Origin of the sequence: Nostoc sp. EspVER01, assembly GCF_034530635.1 — a bacterium.
Taxonomy (GTDB): Bacteria; Cyanobacteriota; Cyanobacteriia; order Cyanobacteriales; family Nostocaceae; genus Nostoc.
Genome location: NZ_JAVRCS010000002.1, coordinates 89,030 through 106,073, shown reverse-complemented (window position 1 = coordinate 106,073; position 17,044 = coordinate 89,030). Strand labels below are relative to the sequence as shown.

General features: G+C 42.8%; 21 protein-coding genes. 13 read left to right on the top strand and 8 right to left on the bottom strand.

Translation table 11 applies throughout. The features are described from left to right. Positions 1-126: 126 nt before the first annotated feature. On the bottom strand, positions 127-870 hold the full coding sequence (locus RMX69_RS02475; protein WP_289795157.1) for a DUF561 domain-containing protein: 744 nt from the start codon (positions 868-870) through the stop codon (positions 127-129). A gap of 321 nt (positions 871-1,191) precedes the next feature. On the opposite strand from RMX69_RS02475, the gene RMX69_RS02470 reads away from it, so the two are divergent. Continuing rightward, the gene (locus RMX69_RS02470) at positions 1,192-1,662 is read left to right on the top strand and encodes a GAF domain-containing protein (protein ID WP_322636415.1); all 471 of its coding nucleotides are present in this window, start codon (positions 1,192-1,194) and stop codon (positions 1,660-1,662) included. A 15-nt stretch (positions 1,663-1,677) separates the two neighbouring features. On the opposite strand, the gene RMX69_RS02465 is transcribed toward RMX69_RS02470, so the two are convergent. Both RMX69_RS02465 and RMX69_RS02460 read right to left on the bottom strand, forming a co-directional pair. Beyond that, positions 1,678-1,857 carry a tetratricopeptide repeat protein gene (locus RMX69_RS02465; protein ID WP_322636545.1) on the bottom strand — a complete coding sequence of 60 codons (180 nt, stop codon included), beginning with the start codon at positions 1,855-1,857 and terminating at the stop codon, positions 1,678-1,680. 444 nt (positions 1,858-2,301) lie between these two features. After that, positions 2,302-3,237 (bottom strand): putative 2-dehydropantoate 2-reductase, encoded by a 936-nt coding sequence (locus RMX69_RS02460; protein WP_322636414.1) that lies wholly within the window; start codon positions 3,235-3,237, stop codon positions 2,302-2,304. 169 nt (positions 3,238-3,406) lie between these two features. Between RMX69_RS02460 and RMX69_RS02455 the strand changes: the two genes are divergently transcribed. After that, positions 3,407-3,808 (top strand): fasciclin domain-containing protein, encoded by a 402-nt coding sequence (locus RMX69_RS02455; RefSeq protein WP_289795153.1) that lies wholly within the window; start codon positions 3,407-3,409, stop codon positions 3,806-3,808. 205 nt (positions 3,809-4,013) lie between these two features. Continuing rightward, a complete protein-coding gene (locus RMX69_RS02450) occupies positions 4,014-4,343 on the top strand; it encodes a hypothetical protein (RefSeq protein ID WP_289795152.1) in 330 nt (109 codons plus the stop codon). A gap of 264 nt (positions 4,344-4,607) precedes the next feature. On the opposite strand, the gene RMX69_RS02445 is transcribed toward RMX69_RS02450, so the two are convergent. Beyond that, a complete protein-coding gene (locus tag RMX69_RS02445) occupies positions 4,608-5,168 on the bottom strand; it encodes a GNAT family N-acetyltransferase (RefSeq protein ID WP_289795151.1) in 561 nt (186 codons plus the stop codon). A 442-nt stretch (positions 5,169-5,610) separates the two neighbouring features. On the opposite strand from RMX69_RS02445, the gene RMX69_RS02440 reads away from it, so the two are divergent. From RMX69_RS02440 to RMX69_RS02400, 9 genes are all read left to right on the top strand, one after another. Further along, entirely contained in the window at positions 5,611-7,311 is a 1,701-nt protein-coding gene (locus RMX69_RS02440; protein ID WP_289795150.1) for a SulP family inorganic anion transporter, read from the top strand. Between the two features lie 242 nt (positions 7,312-7,553). Continuing rightward, positions 7,554-8,969, top strand: a complete 1,416-nt coding sequence (locus RMX69_RS02435; RefSeq protein WP_322636411.1) for a cation:proton antiporter — start codon at positions 7,554-7,556, stop codon at positions 8,967-8,969. 254 nt (positions 8,970-9,223) lie between these two features. Further along, positions 9,224-9,559, top strand: a complete 336-nt coding sequence (locus RMX69_RS02430) for a cation:proton antiporter subunit C (protein WP_069073515.1) — start codon at positions 9,224-9,226, stop codon at positions 9,557-9,559. Then, positions 9,556-10,995 (top strand): cation:proton antiporter, encoded by a 1,440-nt coding sequence (locus RMX69_RS02425; RefSeq protein WP_322636410.1) that lies wholly within the window; start codon positions 9,556-9,558, stop codon positions 10,993-10,995. Before RMX69_RS02430 ends, RMX69_RS02425 begins: the two co-directional genes overlap by 4 nt. Continuing rightward, positions 10,980-11,369, top strand: coding sequence for a Na+/H+ antiporter subunit E (locus tag RMX69_RS02420; RefSeq protein WP_289795147.1), 390 nt, complete (start codon positions 10,980-10,982; stop codon positions 11,367-11,369). Before RMX69_RS02425 ends, RMX69_RS02420 begins: the two co-directional genes overlap by 16 nt. Next, a complete protein-coding gene (locus tag RMX69_RS02415; protein WP_322636409.1) occupies positions 11,366-11,623 on the top strand; it encodes a hypothetical protein in 258 nt (85 codons plus the stop codon). Before RMX69_RS02420 ends, RMX69_RS02415 begins: the two co-directional genes overlap by 4 nt. Continuing rightward, entirely contained in the window at positions 11,620-11,898 is a 279-nt protein-coding gene (locus RMX69_RS02410; protein ID WP_069073512.1) for a monovalent cation/H(+) antiporter subunit G, read from the top strand. Before RMX69_RS02415 ends, RMX69_RS02410 begins: the two co-directional genes overlap by 4 nt. After that, positions 11,891-12,460 carry a DUF4040 domain-containing protein gene (locus RMX69_RS02405; protein WP_322636408.1) on the top strand — a complete coding sequence of 190 codons (570 nt, stop codon included), beginning with the start codon at positions 11,891-11,893 and terminating at the stop codon, positions 12,458-12,460. Before RMX69_RS02410 ends, RMX69_RS02405 begins: the two co-directional genes overlap by 8 nt. Further along, positions 12,457-13,119: a Na(+)/H(+) antiporter subunit B gene (locus RMX69_RS02400; RefSeq protein ID WP_069073510.1), complete on the top strand. Its 663-nt coding sequence runs from the start codon at positions 12,457-12,459 to the stop codon at positions 13,117-13,119. Before RMX69_RS02405 ends, RMX69_RS02400 begins: the two co-directional genes overlap by 4 nt. A 15-nt stretch (positions 13,120-13,134) precedes the next feature. On the opposite strand, the gene RMX69_RS02395 is transcribed toward RMX69_RS02400, so the two are convergent. The 3 genes from RMX69_RS02395 to RMX69_RS02385 all read right to left on the bottom strand — a co-directional run bounded on the left by RMX69_RS02395 (position 13,135) and on the right by RMX69_RS02385 (position 15,515). After that, complete coding sequence (locus RMX69_RS02395) at positions 13,135-14,490, bottom strand: UDP-N-acetylmuramoyl-tripeptide--D-alanyl-D-alanine ligase (protein ID WP_322636407.1); 1,356 nt, start codon at positions 14,488-14,490, stop codon at positions 13,135-13,137. A gap of 263 nt (positions 14,491-14,753) precedes the next feature. Further along, positions 14,754-15,200 carry a tellurite resistance TerB family protein gene (locus RMX69_RS02390; RefSeq protein WP_289795142.1) on the bottom strand — a complete coding sequence of 149 codons (447 nt, stop codon included), beginning with the start codon at positions 15,198-15,200 and terminating at the stop codon, positions 14,754-14,756. A gap of 177 nt (positions 15,201-15,377) precedes the next feature. After that, complete coding sequence (locus RMX69_RS02385; RefSeq protein WP_190240853.1) at positions 15,378-15,515, bottom strand: hypothetical protein; 138 nt, start codon at positions 15,513-15,515, stop codon at positions 15,378-15,380. 179 nt (positions 15,516-15,694) lie between these two features. Here RMX69_RS02385 and RMX69_RS02380 point away from each other — a divergent pair, with 179 nt between their 5' ends. Further along, positions 15,695-15,862, top strand: a complete 168-nt coding sequence (locus RMX69_RS02380; protein WP_289795141.1) for a hypothetical protein — start codon at positions 15,695-15,697, stop codon at positions 15,860-15,862. Between the two features lie 231 nt (positions 15,863-16,093). Here RMX69_RS02380 and RMX69_RS02375 read toward each other — a convergent pair whose 3' ends face one another. Then, the gene (locus RMX69_RS02375) at positions 16,094-17,014 is read right to left on the bottom strand and encodes a histone deacetylase family protein (protein ID WP_289795140.1); all 921 of its coding nucleotides are present in this window, start codon (positions 17,012-17,014) and stop codon (positions 16,094-16,096) included. Positions 17,015-17,044 lie beyond the last annotated feature (30 nt).

Genomic DNA, 17,044 nt, shown 5'->3' with positions numbered 1-17,044 from the left:
GTTAGGAGTTAGAAGTTAGGAGTTAGGAGTTAGAAGTTTGGAGTTAGGAGTTTGGAATAAATAAGTTTCTTCAACTCATAACTCATAACTCATAACTCATTACTCATCACTCCTAACTCATAACTCTTAACTCCTTACTACATTTGCAGTCGCTAAGGCTTCTACTAGTCCACGCACGGCGGCAATCATTGCGACTTCACTATTGAGTTGGTTGATGGCAGAACCAACACCAACGCCAGCAGCGCCAGCCGCGATCGCTAATGGTGCGGTAACGTTAGAAATGCCGGAAGCACATAATACTGGTACTGACACCACACGGGAAATCTCAAAAGCTGCTGCCAAGGTGGGAGCAGCTTTTTCAATTAATCCTAGAGTTCCGGGGTGAACTGGGTTACTGCTAGTACCGCCTTCGGTTTGGATAATGTCCGCTCCAGCTTTCACCAGTTCTTCTGCTAGCTGTACCTGTTGATCTAGTTCCAGGATGTGAGGAACGGTTACAGATAAGGTAATTTCTGGAAGGAGAGCGCGGGTTTGCTGAGTCAGCGCTAGCACTTCTGGAGCCTCAAAGCGCCGTCCTTGAGCATAGAAGGAATCGAAATTACCGATTTCAATTAAATCAGCACCAGCTGCGACAGCTTGCACGAATTTCTCTGGCTCTACTGCTGATACACAAATAGGTAAACTTGTCAAACTTTTAGCTAGCTGGACTAAAGCTGGATCGGCGGCAATATCGACAAAAGTAGCACCGCCAAATTCAGCAGCTTTGACAGTAGCAGCGACACTAGCGGCGTCGAAGTTATTTAAACCGCTAATCACTTTGAGAACGCGGCGGTTAGTAAATGCACGTTGGAGTGTGGAATGCATCGTCATAATTTGGCTTTTGAAGCTACGAAAATTAGGTATATTCTACCGTTCCTCAGTTGATTGGGGACTAAATCACTATGGTAGTTGCCAAATATTGATAATTTTATCCTTACCACCGATCAAAGTTTTGCCATCTGTACTGAAAGCGATCGCATCAACTTCTAATTCCATCCATATTAATTATGGAGACAACAGACCTCTCTAGGTGCGATCGCCCCATGAATTCCCGTGACTTTTTACGGAATGTGGAAAGGGGAGATTGGTTTTACTAAATGAATTTTCCTAATTATTTTGCGCGTTTTCGGCCAAACTTTATTTTCTACGACTATGACTTCAGATACCAAACCCATTTTTGATACCCTGGCTGAAGAAGGGTCTGCCATCGACTGGAGACGACTGCTGACCGAAATCCTGAACGCTTTCGACTGCTCTACAGGTAGCATCCATACCCTAGATAAAGACAGCCAGTTATTGCACGTAAAGGCTTACCAAGGCATTCCAGAATTGCTTTTGCCTAAAATGACAATAATTCCTATTGGTAAAGGAATGGCCGGTGTCGCCGCTGAACGCAAGCAACCTGTACAGATTTGCAACCTGCAAACCGACGAATCAGGAGTGGCCAGACCCTCAGCAAAAGAAACGAAGGTAGAAGGTTCCATCGCAGTACCGCTGATGCTGAATGGCCAATTGCATGGTACTTTAGGCATTGCCAAGCCGATTCCCTACGAATTTACTGCCGAAGAACAAGAAACACTGACGCAGATTGGAGAGGCTATTAGCCGAAAAATCGTCAGTTAAAATCAAATACTATTACTATTTTTCAAAATACTCCATTGCTGTTTGTAATTTCTCAACTTGCCTGGGTGCTTGCATTTCGTTAAAGAGTGCGACCGCTTGTACAAAACTTTCTCTACTTTGCTCAATTTCACCCATTTTTTTATGAGTCAATGCCAACTGATAATAAGCCTCAGCTAAGTCTGATTTTGCACCGATTTTATCCAGAATTTATATTGCTTCTGAATGATGAAAAGTTGCTCTGGTAAATTCTCCCTGTTCTCGAAAAAGTCCAGCTAGAGAACTTATAGCTTTAGCTTTGATTTGGGTAAAGTTGTTTTCTTCAGCATGAAATATTTCGCTTTGCCTCAAAATCCTTAAAATATTTTTTGTTGGTGCTATTCGGCATTGCGATCGCTTACGTTTTATCAAGTGGTTTGGGCATCTTACAAATCATACCCATACTGCTGTACCTTTTACAACAGTTTTTGCTTCCACTGGGAATTATCCTGTTGTGTTTAATTACAATAGCCGTCATTTTTGAATCCCTGCGTTAAAAATTGGGGGAGTGGTAAGTTAGGAGTTAGGAGTTAAGAGTTAAGAATAGAATTGCTTCTCTTGTCTCCCTCATTCCCCTTTTCTCCCCCATCTCCTTAATCTCCATCACTTTCCCCTAGCACCTAAAAACTTCAACTGGTGGTATAAACAGCTAATCTGCACTAAATCCACACCTACTGCTTGGGCTTTTCGTAATGGGTTGCCGAAAATTGCTTCTACTTCCAAGGGACGATGTTCGTCGTAGTCAATTTTCATGCTGGGGCGGTAGGGCGTCATTTTGACAGTATAATCGAGCATTGTTTGAATGAAGCGATCGCTAATAATCCGCCCATAACTTTTCGCCCCCGCCGCTACTTCATACATCAACTGTTCAACTAACTTGCGGGTGTACTCATACGCCATTAATTCATCTGTTCTAGCGTTGAGAATCACAGAAAGCCCATTGTACGGGATATTCCAAACCAACTTTTTCCAACGTGCTAGTAGTAAATCTTCAGCTAATTCAATTGAGATACCAGCGCTTTCAAAGTCATCAGCAATTTGCTGCATCCTCTCAGTTATCCCACTAGGCTGATAGTTAGGGGTATATTCACTGAAAGTTATATGCCCATAGTCTAAGTGGTGTATATGCCCTGGGCCCACTTTGTTAGAACATAAAAAGCACAATCCACCGATAACCGTTACATTACCAACAATTTCAGCGACTTCTTCTTCTACACCAAGTCCATTCTGTAATACCAACACCACCCCATTATCTTTAACTACAGGTGGCAACATCTTTGGTAGTAAATGGTTTTGCGTCGTCTTCAGTGCCACCACTACCACATCGCATTGTGGCATTTTTTCTACGTCGTTGTAGGCGTGGACTTCAGGAAGGGTAAAGTCAGCGTCTTTGGAATCTACCACTAAACCATATTTCTTTACCTGTTCGTAATCACTCTTGAGCAAAAAGTGGACATCCAACCCAGCTTTTTGCAGTCTGGCGCCATAGAACCCACCTAATGCTCCAGTTCCCAGAATGGCATACGTGCGATCGGACATTTCTTTTATAACGGAATTTTCCTAGAAACAATCATAAGGTGATGTCTGACAGGAGTACGCATCTAGATGTAGTTTATTCAACGCCTGATTTTAAATTTATTTTGTTTAATAAAACTTAAAAGAGGTTTATTATCCTTTAAAATCTTTTGCAGAGATTTAGGTAAGATATATGGCTGATATTGTTGATATTGCAGTTACGGCTGAGTCGTTTAAAACACTGGTGGCAGCTGTACAAGCTGCTGGTTTAGTAGAAACATTAAAAAGTCCTGGCCCGTTCACTGTCTTTGCACCAAATGACGATGCTTTTGCCAAGTTACCAGCGGGAACTATCCAAACTTTGTTACAAAACATTCCCCAGTTAACGCGGATTTTAAAGTATCATGTCGTTTCGGGAAAGCTGCTAAAGGCTGATTTGGCACAACTCGGTACGGTTAATTCTGTGGAAGGTTCACCCATTAAAATTCATTCTTCTGATGGTTTTGAAGTTAAAAATGCCACAGTTTTAGCAGCAGATATCGAAGCTGATAATGGTGTGGTACACGTTATCGATACGGTAATTTTACCGGGTTAATTTAGCTAGGGTGGGTGTTTTCCACCCTACTTATCCAAAATCTTTATAATTAACTAACTATTGGTAGTATCAAAAGGCAACTCAATAGTTTAAATTATGTTATATTTGCAATGTGATTACTCACTTACACCTTAATATATATTTCGTTATTTTAAATACAATAAACTAAATTCTTAAACAGTTAACATCTATCCCAACAAAATTAATGCTCGATTTTAACACCTTAGCTGAATTTTCTCGTGGCAACTGCATAGGTATCTGTGCATTTCTCGTACCAGCGAACTTACTTGTCACAATTTTAACGATGAGCCTGGTAGCGTTACGTCGCCCATCATATCAAGTGTGGCAATCTGCTGGAATCGCTAGCTTTTTCGCTTCTGTAATGATATTGCACGTATATACTTGGTTCATGATTGGTGTGGTGATGGCTCCTACTTATATCTTGCTGTGGCTAGCAATCACCTGTTTAGTGACTAATTTTGCAGCAATTCTTTTTCAAAGACGCTACAGTAACAGCCCTAGTCTTTCTAACTGAAGTCTATCCAGGCGTCTATGGGTGATATTTTCAGAAGATCATCATTTGACCAAATAATTACTAATTCGTAATTCGTAATACAACTCTTGGAGAGGCTGCGCCCGAAGCGTAGCTATGCCGCAGGCTTTACGGCTACGCGGTAGTTGAGCGCAGTCGAAACTCAGTACAAGTTCGTAATTCCTAATTAAAAAGGGTTCAAGCCCTAAAGTAATTGCAACTACGAATTACGTTAGCGTAGCGGTAGCGAGTCTGCGAGCGTCATTATCAATTACGAATTATGTTGACGCTTCTCCATTCATGCTCAAGGATGGCATATAGCCAAGAGTCTCGCCATTCTCCCTTAATCCAATGGTGTTCTCGCAAATATCCTTCTTGTTGCATTCCGATTTTTTGCATAACTCTTGCTGAGGCAATGTTTTCTGGGTGACAAGTTGCAAAGATGCGATGTAAGTCTAACTCCTGAAAACCAAATGATATAACTGCTTTTACAGCTTCAGTTGCGTATCCTTGCCCCCAAAATTGCTTAGAAAAAGAGTATCCAATAGAGCCTGTTTTATTGTCAGTATCTTTAACGGATATGCGACAGATACCAATTAAGTGCTTTTGGGCTTTCAAAGTCACTGCTAAGGCAAAATGCTGACGGGGTTCTTCGCCTTGCAATGAAATCTCTCTTCGCAAAAAATTTTTAGTATCTTCTTCACTATTTGGGCCAAAAGTCAAATAACGCACAACTTCGCGATCGCTAGCGTATTTATGAACTGCTGGCCAATCTGATTCTACAAAGTCTTGCAGTATGAGACGTTGGCTTTCTAGCGGTAGATTCATTGTTTTGGATTAACAAGCTACATACTATATAGTCACAAGCCAAAAAAATATTGTAATCAAAGTTAGCCAACACGTATAGCCTTTTATCTATGAAAGCAATTTAATATTGATTTAATATTATGGCTTGTAAATTAATAACATTGTCATATAAAGCTGTAAGCTATTATTGATCGCATTGAACTTGACAATCAATAAAACTTGCAACTCTTGTAAGTTTTTCCAGTCAAATTTTTGAACCGTCTTTGGTCTAAGCCTTCCCTATTGGAGATTCGTGTTTAGCGACTCGCCATCTAGAAAGGCACTATAGCCTGCTGATTTGCAAAGAATTAAAGTTTTCTTTGTCTAATTTTTCATGGCAATAAAACATGAAACTTACGCAAAGTAGCTGGCAATTTTTACAACCCAAAATTTATTTTGCTGTTTTTGTAACCAAAACCCCAGTATGTCATTGACTAATACGATCAACTTTAGAAACTTACAAGGCGATTTATTCGGTGGTTTAACTGCTGCGATCGTTTCGTTACCTCTAGCGCTAGCATTCGGTGTTGCCTCCGGTGCTGGGCCTGTAGCTGGCCTTTATGGTGCAGTTTGTGTCGGCTTTTTCGCAGCCTTATTTGGTGGGACACCAACCTTAATTTCTGAGCCAACCGGGCCAATGACTGTGGTTATGACTGCAATTGTCGGTTCCATGACCGCAGCTAACCCCGAAAACGGCTTGGCAATGGCATTTACCGTAGTCATGCTAGCGGGAATATTTCAAATCTTTTTTGGGATATTTAAGTTGGGTAAATACATTACCCTCATGCCTTACAGCGTGATTTCTGGGTTTATGTCTGGGATTGGCGTGATTCTGATTATTTTGCAGATTGCTCCTTTTGTCGGACAGCCAAACCCTAAAGGTGGCGTACTGGGGATGGTGCAAAATCTGCCTCAGTTATTAACTCAGATTAATCCTGCTGAAACAGCTTTGGGCTTGCTGACGCTGGCAATTATTTTCTTCATGCCACGCAAGCTTAAGCGCTTTGCTCCTCCCCAGTTAGTAGCATTAATTATCGGAACTATAGTTTCTTTGACCATTTTCGGCGGTACGGATATCAGACGAATTGGGGAAATTCCCGTAGGATTGCCGACATTACAATTGCCTGTCTTTACAGCATCCCAAATGACAATCATGTTTGTTGATGGGGCAATGTTGGGGATGTTGGGTTGTATTGATACTCTACTAACGGCAGTAATTGCAGACAGTTTGACCCGTACCGAACACAAATCTGACAAAGAATTGATTGGTCAAGGTATCGGTAACTTAGTATCTGGCTTGTGTGGTGGGCTACCTGGTGCTGGTGCCACGATGGGAACGGTAGTTAATATCCAAACTGGTGCTAGAACAGCTGTCTCTGGTTTAACTCGCGCATTAATTTTGTTAGTTGTAGTTTTGTGGGCTGCGCGTATCACTCAACCTATCCCAATGGCGGTGTTGGCTGGTATTGCTCTCAAGGTCGGGGTTGACATTCTTGATTGGAGCTTCTTGAAACGCGCTCACAGGGTGTCGCTGAGAGGCACAATCATCATGTACGGTGTGTTGTTTTTAACCGTATTTGTTGACTTGATTGTTGCCGTCGGCGTGGGAGTGTTCATTGCTAATATCTTAACTATCGATCGCCTCTCGGAATTACAATCTCAGGAAGTGAAGGTAATTAGCGATGCTGATGACGCAGTTATCTTGGATGATGAAGAGAAAAAATGGCTTGATCTAGCTAATGGACGTGTACTGCTATTTTACCTGAGCGGGCCGATGATTTTTGGGGTATCCAAAGCGATCGCTCGTGAACATTCAGCAATGGCAGACTCTGATGTGCTGATTATGGATTTGACAGATGTACCAATGTTGGGTGTGACTGCTTCTTTGGCAATTGAAAACGCTATCAAAGATGCTAGTGAACAAGGTCGTAATGTGTTAGTTGTTGGTGCAACTAGCAAAGTCAAAAAGCGCTTAGACAAGTTTGGCATTTCGAGGTTTGTACCAGAGCATCACATGTTTGCAGATCGTATAGATGCACTTAAACAAGCCGTTGCTTTAGTTAATCCTCATGCAGCTGAGGCTAATAATCCTGGCGTTGGTACTTACACTGACACCTATTCGTAATTCGTAATACTTCGACTCCCTTCTCTACGAGAGGCTGCACTTCGACTACGCTCAGTTACCACGCCAACGGCTTCTCTACGAGACGCTACGCGTTAGCGGAGCTTTCGCTTTAGCGATACGCTCAGGGCAAGACGCTCAGTACAAGTTCGTAATTCGTAATTACATCATTAATTACGAATTACGAGATATAAATTGCATTTCTTAAATTGGCTTCAAAATAAATCAGAAACACAAGCAAAAACATGATTTTTTCAGAACCAATAGTTAATTCGTTTGCCGATTTAAGTTTTCTCACCGTAGGTTTACAGTCTCCTTTACTAGCAACAACTAACGAGGCGGAATATGCTCCTATTGTGCTGACTGGAGTATTGCTAAGTTTAGTAGTCATTTATCTGGCTAGTAAAATTGGTGGCGAATTATTTAGAATGATGGACTTGCCACCTGTCTTAGGAGAATTAGTTGGTGGGGTGCTTGTGGGTGCTTCTGCTCTGCATTTGGTAGTGTTTCCCGACAGTGGAGCAGCTGGTAGCGACTCCATTATCATGACTATCCTGCAATTCATTAATAACCTCAGTCCTGATGCCGTCACATCAATCTTTCAAAGCCAGAGTGAGGTTGTTTCTGTGCTTGCCGAACTAGGTGTGATCATTCTGTTATTTGAAATTGGTCTAGAATCAGACTTAAAAGAATTACAGAAGGTCGGTTATCAAGCGACAATTGTTGCTTGTGTTGGGGTAGCTGTTCCTTTTGCGGCTGGTACGGCGGGGTTGATTTTATTGTTTCATGCCCCAGTAATTCCAGCGATTTTTGCAGGTGCAGCGCTCACAGCTACTAGTATTGGGATTACCTCCAAAGTTTTGTCAGAAATTGGGCAGTTAAAATCTCGTGAAGGACAGATTATTGTCGGTGCAGCGGTAATTGATGACATTTTAGGCATCATTGTATTGGCAGTGGTTGCGAGTCTTGCTAAAACTGGTGAGGTTGATATTTTCAACGTCATTTATCTAATTGTCAGTGCTACAGTCTTTCTCATTGGCTCGATTTTATTAGGGAAATATTTCAATCAAAGTTTTGTTGCCATTGCTGATAAATTACAAACGCGAGGCAACTTAATTATCCCAGCATTTATCTTTGCCTTTTTCATGGCTTTTCTGGGTAGTGCCATTCATTTAGAAGCTATCTTAGGCGCATTTGCAGCTGGCTTAGTTTTGGATGAAACGGATAAACGCAAAGAGCTAGATGAGCAGGTTAAACCGATTGCTGATATCTTAGTACCAGTTTTCTTTGTGACAGTTGGTGCGAAAGTTGATTTAGGCGTTCTTAATCCTTTAGTTCCAGAAAATCGAGAAGGATTAATTATTGCTACCTTCTTAATTGCGATCGCAATTATCGGTAAAGTTGTCACAGGTTGGTCGGTTTTTGGACAACCCGGAATTAATCGGTTAGCGGTTGGTGTGGGGATGATTCCCCGTGGCGAAGTTGGGTTAGTGTTTGCCGCCATTGGTGCAGCTAGTGGTACTCTTGATAAACCATTGCAAGCTGCGATCGTGATTATGGTGATTTTGACAACCTTCTTAGCACCGCCTTTATTGCGGTTTGCATTCAAACAATCACCAGAAGAAAAAGAAGCTTTAGAGAAAGCCAATTTAATAGGCTAGTTACTTTTACCTTTAGAGGTTGTTTGAAAAGTTTTAGGCTGTAATTTTAGGTACTTATTGATCCCCCCTAACCCCCCTTCAAAAGGGGGGAACCGGAATCAAAGTCCTCCTTTTTAAGGAGGATTTAGGAGGATCTAAAGTTTTTGATACATCAGCCAGCACATTTTAAAACATCCTCTTAAACAGAAAATAGCTAAAAGAGACGAATTTTCTTTTCTCTTTTACCTTCAATCCTTATCCAACAGGCAATTTCCGTGTTAGAAGCGTGCATATTCGCAACAATATTTTGCGGATTTTTCGGCATCATCCTTAAAAAGAACCTCGTTATGAAGATCATCTCTATGGATGTCATGAGTACCGGGGTTATCGCCTATTACGTGCTAATTGCATCACGAAATGGCTTATTCACACCAATTATTTCCAACGTCAAAAATATCAGATACGCCGACCCGGTTCCCCAGGCGGTTATATTGACGGCGATTGTGATCGGATTTTCGATTCAGGCGTTAATGCTCGTCGGCGTTATGAAGTTGGCACGAGATAATCCGACTTTGGAAAGCAACGAAATCGAGAAGAATAATACGCCATGAATAGCATTACCATCGCATGGATTGCACTACCGTTTTTTTTGGGCTTTGTCATTTATCTGCTCCCAAAATTTGACAAATATCTTGCTCTGTGCGTTGCTTTTGCTTCCGCAGGATATGCATTGCAGCTATTTGTCACTCAGTCGCCACTAACACTACAGTTAATAGATAATTTTGGCGTTATTTTAACAGTCGATCAATTAAGCGGCTACTTTATATTAACTAATGCGTTGGTGACGGCAGCAGTCATCCTCTACTGTTGGCACAGCGATAAGACAGCTTTTTTTTACGCACAACTGATCATTTTGCACGGCAGTGTCAATGCCGCGTTTGTCTGTTCGGATTTGATCAGTTTATACGTGGCGTTAGAGGTGAGTGGTATTGCTGCGTTTCTGTTGATTGCCTATCCCCGGACTGACCGCTCGATTTGGGTTGGCTTACGTTATCTGTTTATCAGCAACGTGGCAATGCTTTTTTATCTGGTTGGCGCGGTGTTGGCATATCAGGCGCATCATTCCTTTAGTTTTGAAGGCTTGCGCGTAGCACCTCCAGAAGCCCTTGCCCTGATTTTTTTGGGACTCTTGACAAAAGGAGGAATTTTTGTATCAGGATTATGGTTGCCGTTGACTCACTCGGAATCGGAAACGCCAGTGTCGGCGATGCTATCGGGAGTTGTGGTAAAAGCTGGTGTCTATCCATTGGTGCGGTGTGCGCTAATGGTGGCAGAGGTTGATCCGATAGTAAGAACCTTTGGAGTTGGGACGGCGCTTTTGGGAGTTTTCTATGCAGTATTTGAAAAAGATACCAAACGGATGCTAGCGTTTCACACGGTTTCGCAGTTGGGCTTTATCCTCGCTGCGCCGTCCGTGGGTGGTTTTTATGCGCTGACGCACGGACTGGTTAAATCGGCGCTTTTTCTAATTGCCGGGGCTTTACCGAGTCGCAATTTCAAGGAACTGCAACATCAAGCGATCGCTACCCCAATCTGGATCGCCTTAGTTATAGCCAGCTTCTCGATCTCTGGTTTTCCTTTGTTATCCGGTTTTGGGGCGAAGGTGTTGACAACGAAGAATTTGCTGCCTTGGCAAGCGATCGCTATGAATATTGCCGCCCTCGGAACAGCAATATCCTTTGCCAAATTCATATTTCTGCCGCGTGGGGGAAAAGCGGAGGTAAAGCCTGGTTTTTGGGCAGCCATGATTCTATTGCTCGGTGGGCTGTTCCTAGCTAATATTGCGTATTACGAGGCGTACACCGTTGAGAATATCATTAAACCCCTCGCAACCATCGGCATTGGATGGTTGGCGTATTTACTAATTTTTAAACACTCAGCACTCAAGCTACCGCGTGTCCTTGAACAATTTGACCATTTGATCGGTGTCATGAGTCTGATTTTAATCCTATTGTTCTGGAAGGGATTTGCATGGTTGGGTATTTAAATCTAATATTGCGACTGACTATCTGGTTTTTGCTCACTGCCGATTTCAGCGTGGCAAATATCATCATTGGCATCAGCATCGCACTTCTATTGCCGGGTGGTCGCACAGCTAAACAATCATTAAAAGATTGGCTGCGTGTGCTAGGTGAAATTATGGTGGCGATTCCGCAGGCGTATATTGAGGCATTTCAACTCATCCTCCGCCCGCATAAATACGAAGATATAACGATGGAACAAGTTAAACCAGGACGCACACCAGGGCTTGTATTCCTAGATATCTTCTTAATTACCTTTACGCCAAAGACCATTGTTTTGAAATACCACGAAGCAGGCTGGTACGAAGTACATTGGGTGCGACGGAGGAGAAAAGTATGATCCTGAATCTAGTATTGATTGCCATGATTTTGGCACTGCTCATCCCCATGTATGAGGCATGGCAAGATGATGATATTTGGCAAAAAATGCTCGCATTTGCCAGTGCTGCCACCAAAACTTCAATCATGATTCTGGTGGTATCCGTCTTCCGTGATGATTGGATGATTGGTGTTGTCGGGGTCATCATCCTAAGTGTGGGAAATGCTGGCTTAATGTTGCTGGCTCATGTAATCAAACGAATGAATGAAGTATGATTGACTTTTTGGGTTATATATGCATAGGGTTAGGACTTTTCTTCTGGTTTTGGGGAACCTTTCCTCTGTTGGGCAAGCGATCGCTATTATTCAAACTCCATAGTCTTTCGGTTGCAGACACCCTTGGCTCAATGAGTATCATTATCGGGCTGCTCTTAAAGATACCCAGCGAATGGCCGCTACTCATCCTCGCTCTCATCTCCTTGGCCATCTGGAATACAGTGCTGGGGTATGTATTGGCTTACTGTTCTAGTAGCGAGGGTAACTATGAATGATAGCTATCTCTATATCATCATCGCCCTACTGCCGTTGGCTGCGTGTATGGTGGTATTTCAGGTCAATCCCTATCATGCGCTGGTAATTCGCGGCATATTGGGAGCGGTGGCGGCAATGGTATATGCGGTTTTAGGAGCGCCAGATGTTGCTTTGACTGAAGCATTGGTGGGTACTATGCTGGCAATTACCCTTTACGCGGTGGCAGTACGTTCATCCCTGGTGATGCGTCTTGGCTTGGTGAAAGACGAGGCAGATGACGAACAGCATTTTGGGCAACTGATGGACGACTTACGCACAATTTTTCGCAAACGCCAGATGCGTCTAGAACTGGTTCCCTACCCAAATACCCAAGCTTTAGAACGGGCGTTGATGGATAAAGAAGTCCATGCAACTTGTGTCAGACGAGAACAAAACCAGCCAACCAGTGAGGACGAAAAACAGTTTTATCACACCACCATTAGGGTAAAACGCATCTATGAGATCATGCAAACCGAACTTGCATCAACAGCGACAATCCTGAGTTATGTAAGTACACCAGCTGAAGGGGAGAAGCATAAATGAAATGGATCTACATTGCAGCAGGGATAGCGCTGTTTGTAAAAATGCTCGTCTTGCCGAATTCAGCGCCAGTCATACCGGATTTCTCCATCGTTGAATCGGTTGTTAAAGATGGTGGCATACCCAATGCGGTAACAGTGATCATTCTTAGGAATCGGTTGTATGACACTATCTTCGAGGTGGTGGTATTTACGATCGCCATTATGGGAGTTAATTTTCTGCTAGCGAATGAACAGCCGTCCTGTGCGATCTATCGTTTTACCGATCAACCATCCATTGTGCTGGCGCGTCTGGGAGCGACTATTGCTGCGATGGTAAGTATTGAACTAGCTATTCGGGGGCATCTCAGCCCTGGCGGTGGTTTTGCGGCTGGAGTCGCAGGTGGAACTGCGATCGGTTTGATTGCCATCACCTCATCACCGGAGTGGATGCAAGAAATCTACCAGCGCTACCACGCCGCTACATGGGAGAAAGTTTCGGTTCTTGTTTTCATTGTACTGGCGGCTATAACTCTGACTGGAGTTGAGTTACCCCACGGAGAAATGGGCGCACTTTTGAGTGGGGGAATTGTCCCCTTGCTGAATATTCTAGTTGCAGTCAAAGTCGCGTTAGGGTCGTGGGCGGTGGTTTTGCTTTTTATTCGTTATCGGGGATTGTTGTGAGAGTTTCTATTGGTATCATTTGGGAAATTCTGCACGTAACTGATTAACTACCCGATCTAGTCCTACAGAATGGGCAGCTTTGAATAATAAGCGATCGCCTGTTTGCACAAATGTTTTCAACCTAGCCACCAAATCGGCATGAGTTGCAAAGCACTCTGATGGGATACCTTCGGCACTTTGAGCGATCGCTTCGGCATCTTCTCCATCTACCAAAATCAACAAACCGTCTAAATTCAACTTTCGCACTGTTTCTCCCACTCGCTGGTGCAACTGCTGCGATCGCTCTCCTAATTCTTTCATTGCACCCAATACGGCAATCTTCCGCTTTCCGGGTGTGTCTGCCAATAATTGCAACGCTGCGATCATAGCTTCTGGTGCAGCATTATAAGTTTCATCTAAAATTACCACATCATTAGGTAAAGTAAATCGCTGCGATCGCCCTGTGGGCATATCTACCATCACACCTGCTTTAAGGGTTGCCCAATCGATTCCCAACACCTTTGCTACCGCTAAAGCTGCTAAGAAATTAGTCGCATTGTGACGACCGGGTAAAGGCAGTGGTAGTTGGATTCCTGCAACTTCCACTGTCTCGTTATCAATTAACTTTCCTTGAATATCGCCGCCAGAAAAGCCGTAAGTCAAAACTTCTCCGTGCCAAACTTTCGCCGCCGTGGCCATTAATAAAGGATTATCGTGGTTGAGAATTGCCACACTATCAGCAGACATTTCAGCTAATAACTCACATTTTGCCTCAGCGATCGCTTCTTCTGAACCCAGTAACTCAATATGCGCCGTCCCAACATTGGTAATCACACCAATTGTTGGACGCGCTATTTGTGTCAGTTCGGCAATTTGTCCTCTACCGCGCATCGCCATTTCAATCACGGCGTAGTCATTTTCTGCGCCAAGTTCTAAGAGAGTTTTCGGGACACCGATTTCGTTGTTGTAATTTCCATAAGTTTTGTGAACTCGTCCCTTCGTTCCTAAAACTGCGGCGATTAATTCTTTGGTTGTAGTTTTACCCACCGAACCCGTTACGCCAATTACAGGAATATTAAAGCGATCGCGCCACCATCTGCCAATTTGTTGATATGCCTTGAGGGTGTCTTTTACTTTTAGTACAGGAAATCCCGGATTTTCGTATTCAAAATCTACGATTGCAGCTATTGCACCCTTGGCGATCGCAGTTGGTACAAATTCATGTCCATCAAACTTATCACCTCGGAAAGCGACAAATACTTCACCTGGTTTTAAGGTACGACTATCTGTTTGGATACCGCTAGTGACTTGTGTTAAAGCAGTTTCAGATAAGTTTACAGAATGGGCCAAAATAACTTCAGCCAGTTGGTTTAGGGTGGCAGAACAACGCATAAGCAATTTACAATTTAAAGTTCAAAATCATAAAATCGAATTATGACATAATATTGTTGAGATGAGATAATTTATACGATCAATCTAGAGACGTTGTAATGCAATATCTCTAATCGATATTGAACGATCGCAAATAAATAATCAAAGAACAGCAAAAAATAGTGGCAAAGAAGCTCAACTTCCTTGCCACACTTTGTTTATAAGCTACTTATACAGTTTAATCAAGTAAGGACAATGGGCATAACAAGTTATGTTCGATTGCCCTATGCGCGATTTTTAATTAAGATTACTTCCACAATTTGTATTGCTATCTCACTAGAAACCCCTAAAGCTTGATATAAATCATTTAAGAAGTTTTTTTCTTCTTCAGGTATAATACCTTCAGCTAAGACTAAATCAGTGGCCACTGCAAAGGCTGCTTCCCGCAACTCTTGAGATAGAGAATCTTTGGCTGCATTAAACAAAGCATTAAAGCCATCACCCTGGAGAATGCCCAAGATTTTGTCAAACAGCCTGTTCATCATTTCATTGGGATAACTTTTAAAAAGTTTCATCCGAGACAGCACAGAAATGGTAGAATTTGCTTGCTCAACAGAAAGATAACCGTCTGAAGCCGTTGCCGTCAATATAATGACAGCAAAAGCTTCCGCTGGATTGAGTGCTGCTTGGGTTTGGCTTTCTGTACCCAACACAGCGTCGAATAGACCCATTGTAGTAGCTCCTTGGTTAGAGTCCCAATAGCGTTACTTTTAACTGTATGTTTGGTAGATTTACAGGTAAGACTATAACGCTATAAGACTTTCATCCTTTAGTGTTCCCAGGATTTATTCACAGCGAACACTTGTATCCAAAGGTTTTTGGCAGGAACTACATTGCCATCCGTAAACTTAGCGTTCTCCTGTCTTTTCTATTGTCTCAATCACCGCCAAACCTATACCAGAAGCTGCCATTAACAGTACTACTGATATCAAATAGGCGTTGGTCAGCATTCGTAGGGCTTCATCGAAAAAAATATAGGTGGTCATTGCTTCACCTTTTTAAATTTGTGCTGCTTGTGCTTTTTATTTCTCCACACCCCGATAGGTGAATTTCGCTGAGAAACTGCTAGCAATTGCATCTTAACAAAACTTTAGCTCTTTCAGAACCCCGCTGAAAATTTTTCTTTCTGAAGATTCTATGAAGTTTATCAGAAAGGGAGTGAGGCATGGGGCCCATACCAGTATCTTTGCCGATGGGTTTCGTGGTGAAAAAAGGATCAAAAATGCGCGAGCGCACTGTTTCAGGCATCGCACAACCATCGTTGGCGATCGCAACCGCACCAACTACAATCCTTAATAAGGAAACACCAACAAAGCTTGCAACCAGTTTGTGAGAAATTTTCATAACTGTATGTCAGCTATAACCGTGTCAGTATTCAGTGTTCCCAAATCTTCGTAGAGAATTTAGGCTATTACCCTTGTTAATTGCGATCGTCGGTATATATAGCAGGAGGCAGAAGGCAGAAGGCAGGAGGCAGAAGGTAAAACTATTACTATTCCTAGCATTCACGTTTTCAAAATGTCCTAACCTATGTGACTACGGCTATATATCAAACAAGACAAGCTTAAAGTAAACAACGTTCAATCGTCGCTACAACTGATTGAGAAAGAGTATCGAAGTCGTAACCACCTTCTAAGCCAAACAGAATTTTACGAGTTAGCCCCAAACAATAATCAGTAAATAAAGCGTAGTCTTCTGGCTGTAAATTAATACTTGCCAAAGGATCTTCCGCATTGGCATCGTAACCAGCACTCACAATTAGTAAATCTGGCTGGAAGTTGGCTAAAAACGGTACTACCTGTTTTTCAAATAGTGGCTGATATACAGCAATATCACTACCAGGGGGTACTGGTAAATTTAATACATTATTGTGAAAACCTCGTTCTGTCGATCTTCCCGTACCGGGATAGCATGGGTACTGATGTAGAGAACAATAGGCGATGCGTGCTTCAGTTTCCACGATCGCCTGAGTACCATTACCATGATGTACATCCCAATCAAGGATGGCGACGCGGTTAATTCCAGGTTGTTCTAAAGCAAATAAAGCAGCGATCGCGGCATTAGAAAATAGGCAAAAGCCCATCCCTGCATCACTTTCAGCATGATGTCCTGGGGGACGCGCTAGTACAAAAGCTGGATTAGCCGACCCTAACACAACCTCAACTCCATCCAACCATGCACTGACTGCCAACAATGCCACATCATAACTACGCGGGGAAACTGGCGTATCTCCATCCAAAGGGCCGCCGCCACTAGAAGCGATTTGCCACAGTTTTTTGATGTAGGCTGGGCTATGTGCTTTAACCAACGAAGACATCAGTGATGCTTGTTCTGATGCTGGTGTAGGCAAGTGCCAAGTGATTTGATCTGCGAATGTAGCTGCTTTTAGGGCATTTGCGATCGCACTTAAACGTTCTGGTTTTTCGGGATGGTATTTTCCAGTCTTGTGATCTAAAAATTCGTCGGAATATATGACTGGTAGCATAGGACGAAAAAGGTCGGCAGCAGGACGATG

Coding starts and splice junctions, on each gene's coding strand:
- RMX69_RS02435 (WP_322636411.1), top strand. CDS start 7,554: ATGATTTTTTCAGAACCAATAGTTAATTCGTTTGCCGATTTAAGTTTT.
- RMX69_RS02455 (WP_289795153.1), top strand. CDS start 3,407: ATGGCTGATATTGTTGATATTGCAGTTACGGCTGAGTCGTTTAAAACA.
- RMX69_RS02405 (WP_322636408.1), top strand. CDS start 11,891: ATGAATGATAGCTATCTCTATATCATCATCGCCCTACTGCCGTTGGCT.
- RMX69_RS02400 (WP_069073510.1), top strand. CDS start 12,457: ATGAAATGGATCTACATTGCAGCAGGGATAGCGCTGTTTGTAAAAATG.
- RMX69_RS02425 (WP_322636410.1), top strand. CDS start 9,556: ATGAATAGCATTACCATCGCATGGATTGCACTACCGTTTTTTTTGGGC.
- RMX69_RS02375 (WP_289795140.1), bottom strand. CDS start 17,014: ATGCTACCAGTCATATATTCCGACGAATTTTTAGATCACAAGACTGGA.
- RMX69_RS02475 (WP_289795157.1), bottom strand. CDS start 870: ATGACGATGCATTCCACACTCCAACGTGCATTTACTAACCGCCGCGTT.
- RMX69_RS02395 (WP_322636407.1), bottom strand. CDS start 14,490: ATGCGTTGTTCTGCCACCCTAAACCAACTGGCTGAAGTTATTTTGGCC.
- RMX69_RS02470 (WP_322636415.1), top strand. CDS start 1,192: ATGACTTCAGATACCAAACCCATTTTTGATACCCTGGCTGAAGAAGGG.
- RMX69_RS02440 (WP_289795150.1), top strand. CDS start 5,611: ATGTCATTGACTAATACGATCAACTTTAGAAACTTACAAGGCGATTTA.
- RMX69_RS02380 (WP_289795141.1), top strand. CDS start 15,695: ATGGGGCCCATACCAGTATCTTTGCCGATGGGTTTCGTGGTGAAAAAA.
- RMX69_RS02460 (WP_322636414.1), bottom strand. CDS start 3,237: ATGTCCGATCGCACGTATGCCATTCTGGGAACTGGAGCATTAGGTGGG.
- RMX69_RS02445 (WP_289795151.1), bottom strand. CDS start 5,168: ATGAATCTACCGCTAGAAAGCCAACGTCTCATACTGCAAGACTTTGTA.
- RMX69_RS02410 (WP_069073512.1), top strand. CDS start 11,620: ATGATTGACTTTTTGGGTTATATATGCATAGGGTTAGGACTTTTCTTC.
- RMX69_RS02420 (WP_289795147.1), top strand. CDS start 10,980: ATGGTTGGGTATTTAAATCTAATATTGCGACTGACTATCTGGTTTTTG.
- RMX69_RS02390 (WP_289795142.1), bottom strand. CDS start 15,200: ATGGGTCTATTCGACGCTGTGTTGGGTACAGAAAGCCAAACCCAAGCA.
- RMX69_RS02385 (WP_190240853.1), bottom strand. CDS start 15,515: ATGACCACCTATATTTTTTTCGATGAAGCCCTACGAATGCTGACCAAC.
- RMX69_RS02450 (WP_289795152.1), top strand. CDS start 4,014: ATGCTCGATTTTAACACCTTAGCTGAATTTTCTCGTGGCAACTGCATA.
- RMX69_RS02415 (WP_322636409.1), top strand. CDS start 11,366: ATGATCCTGAATCTAGTATTGATTGCCATGATTTTGGCACTGCTCATC.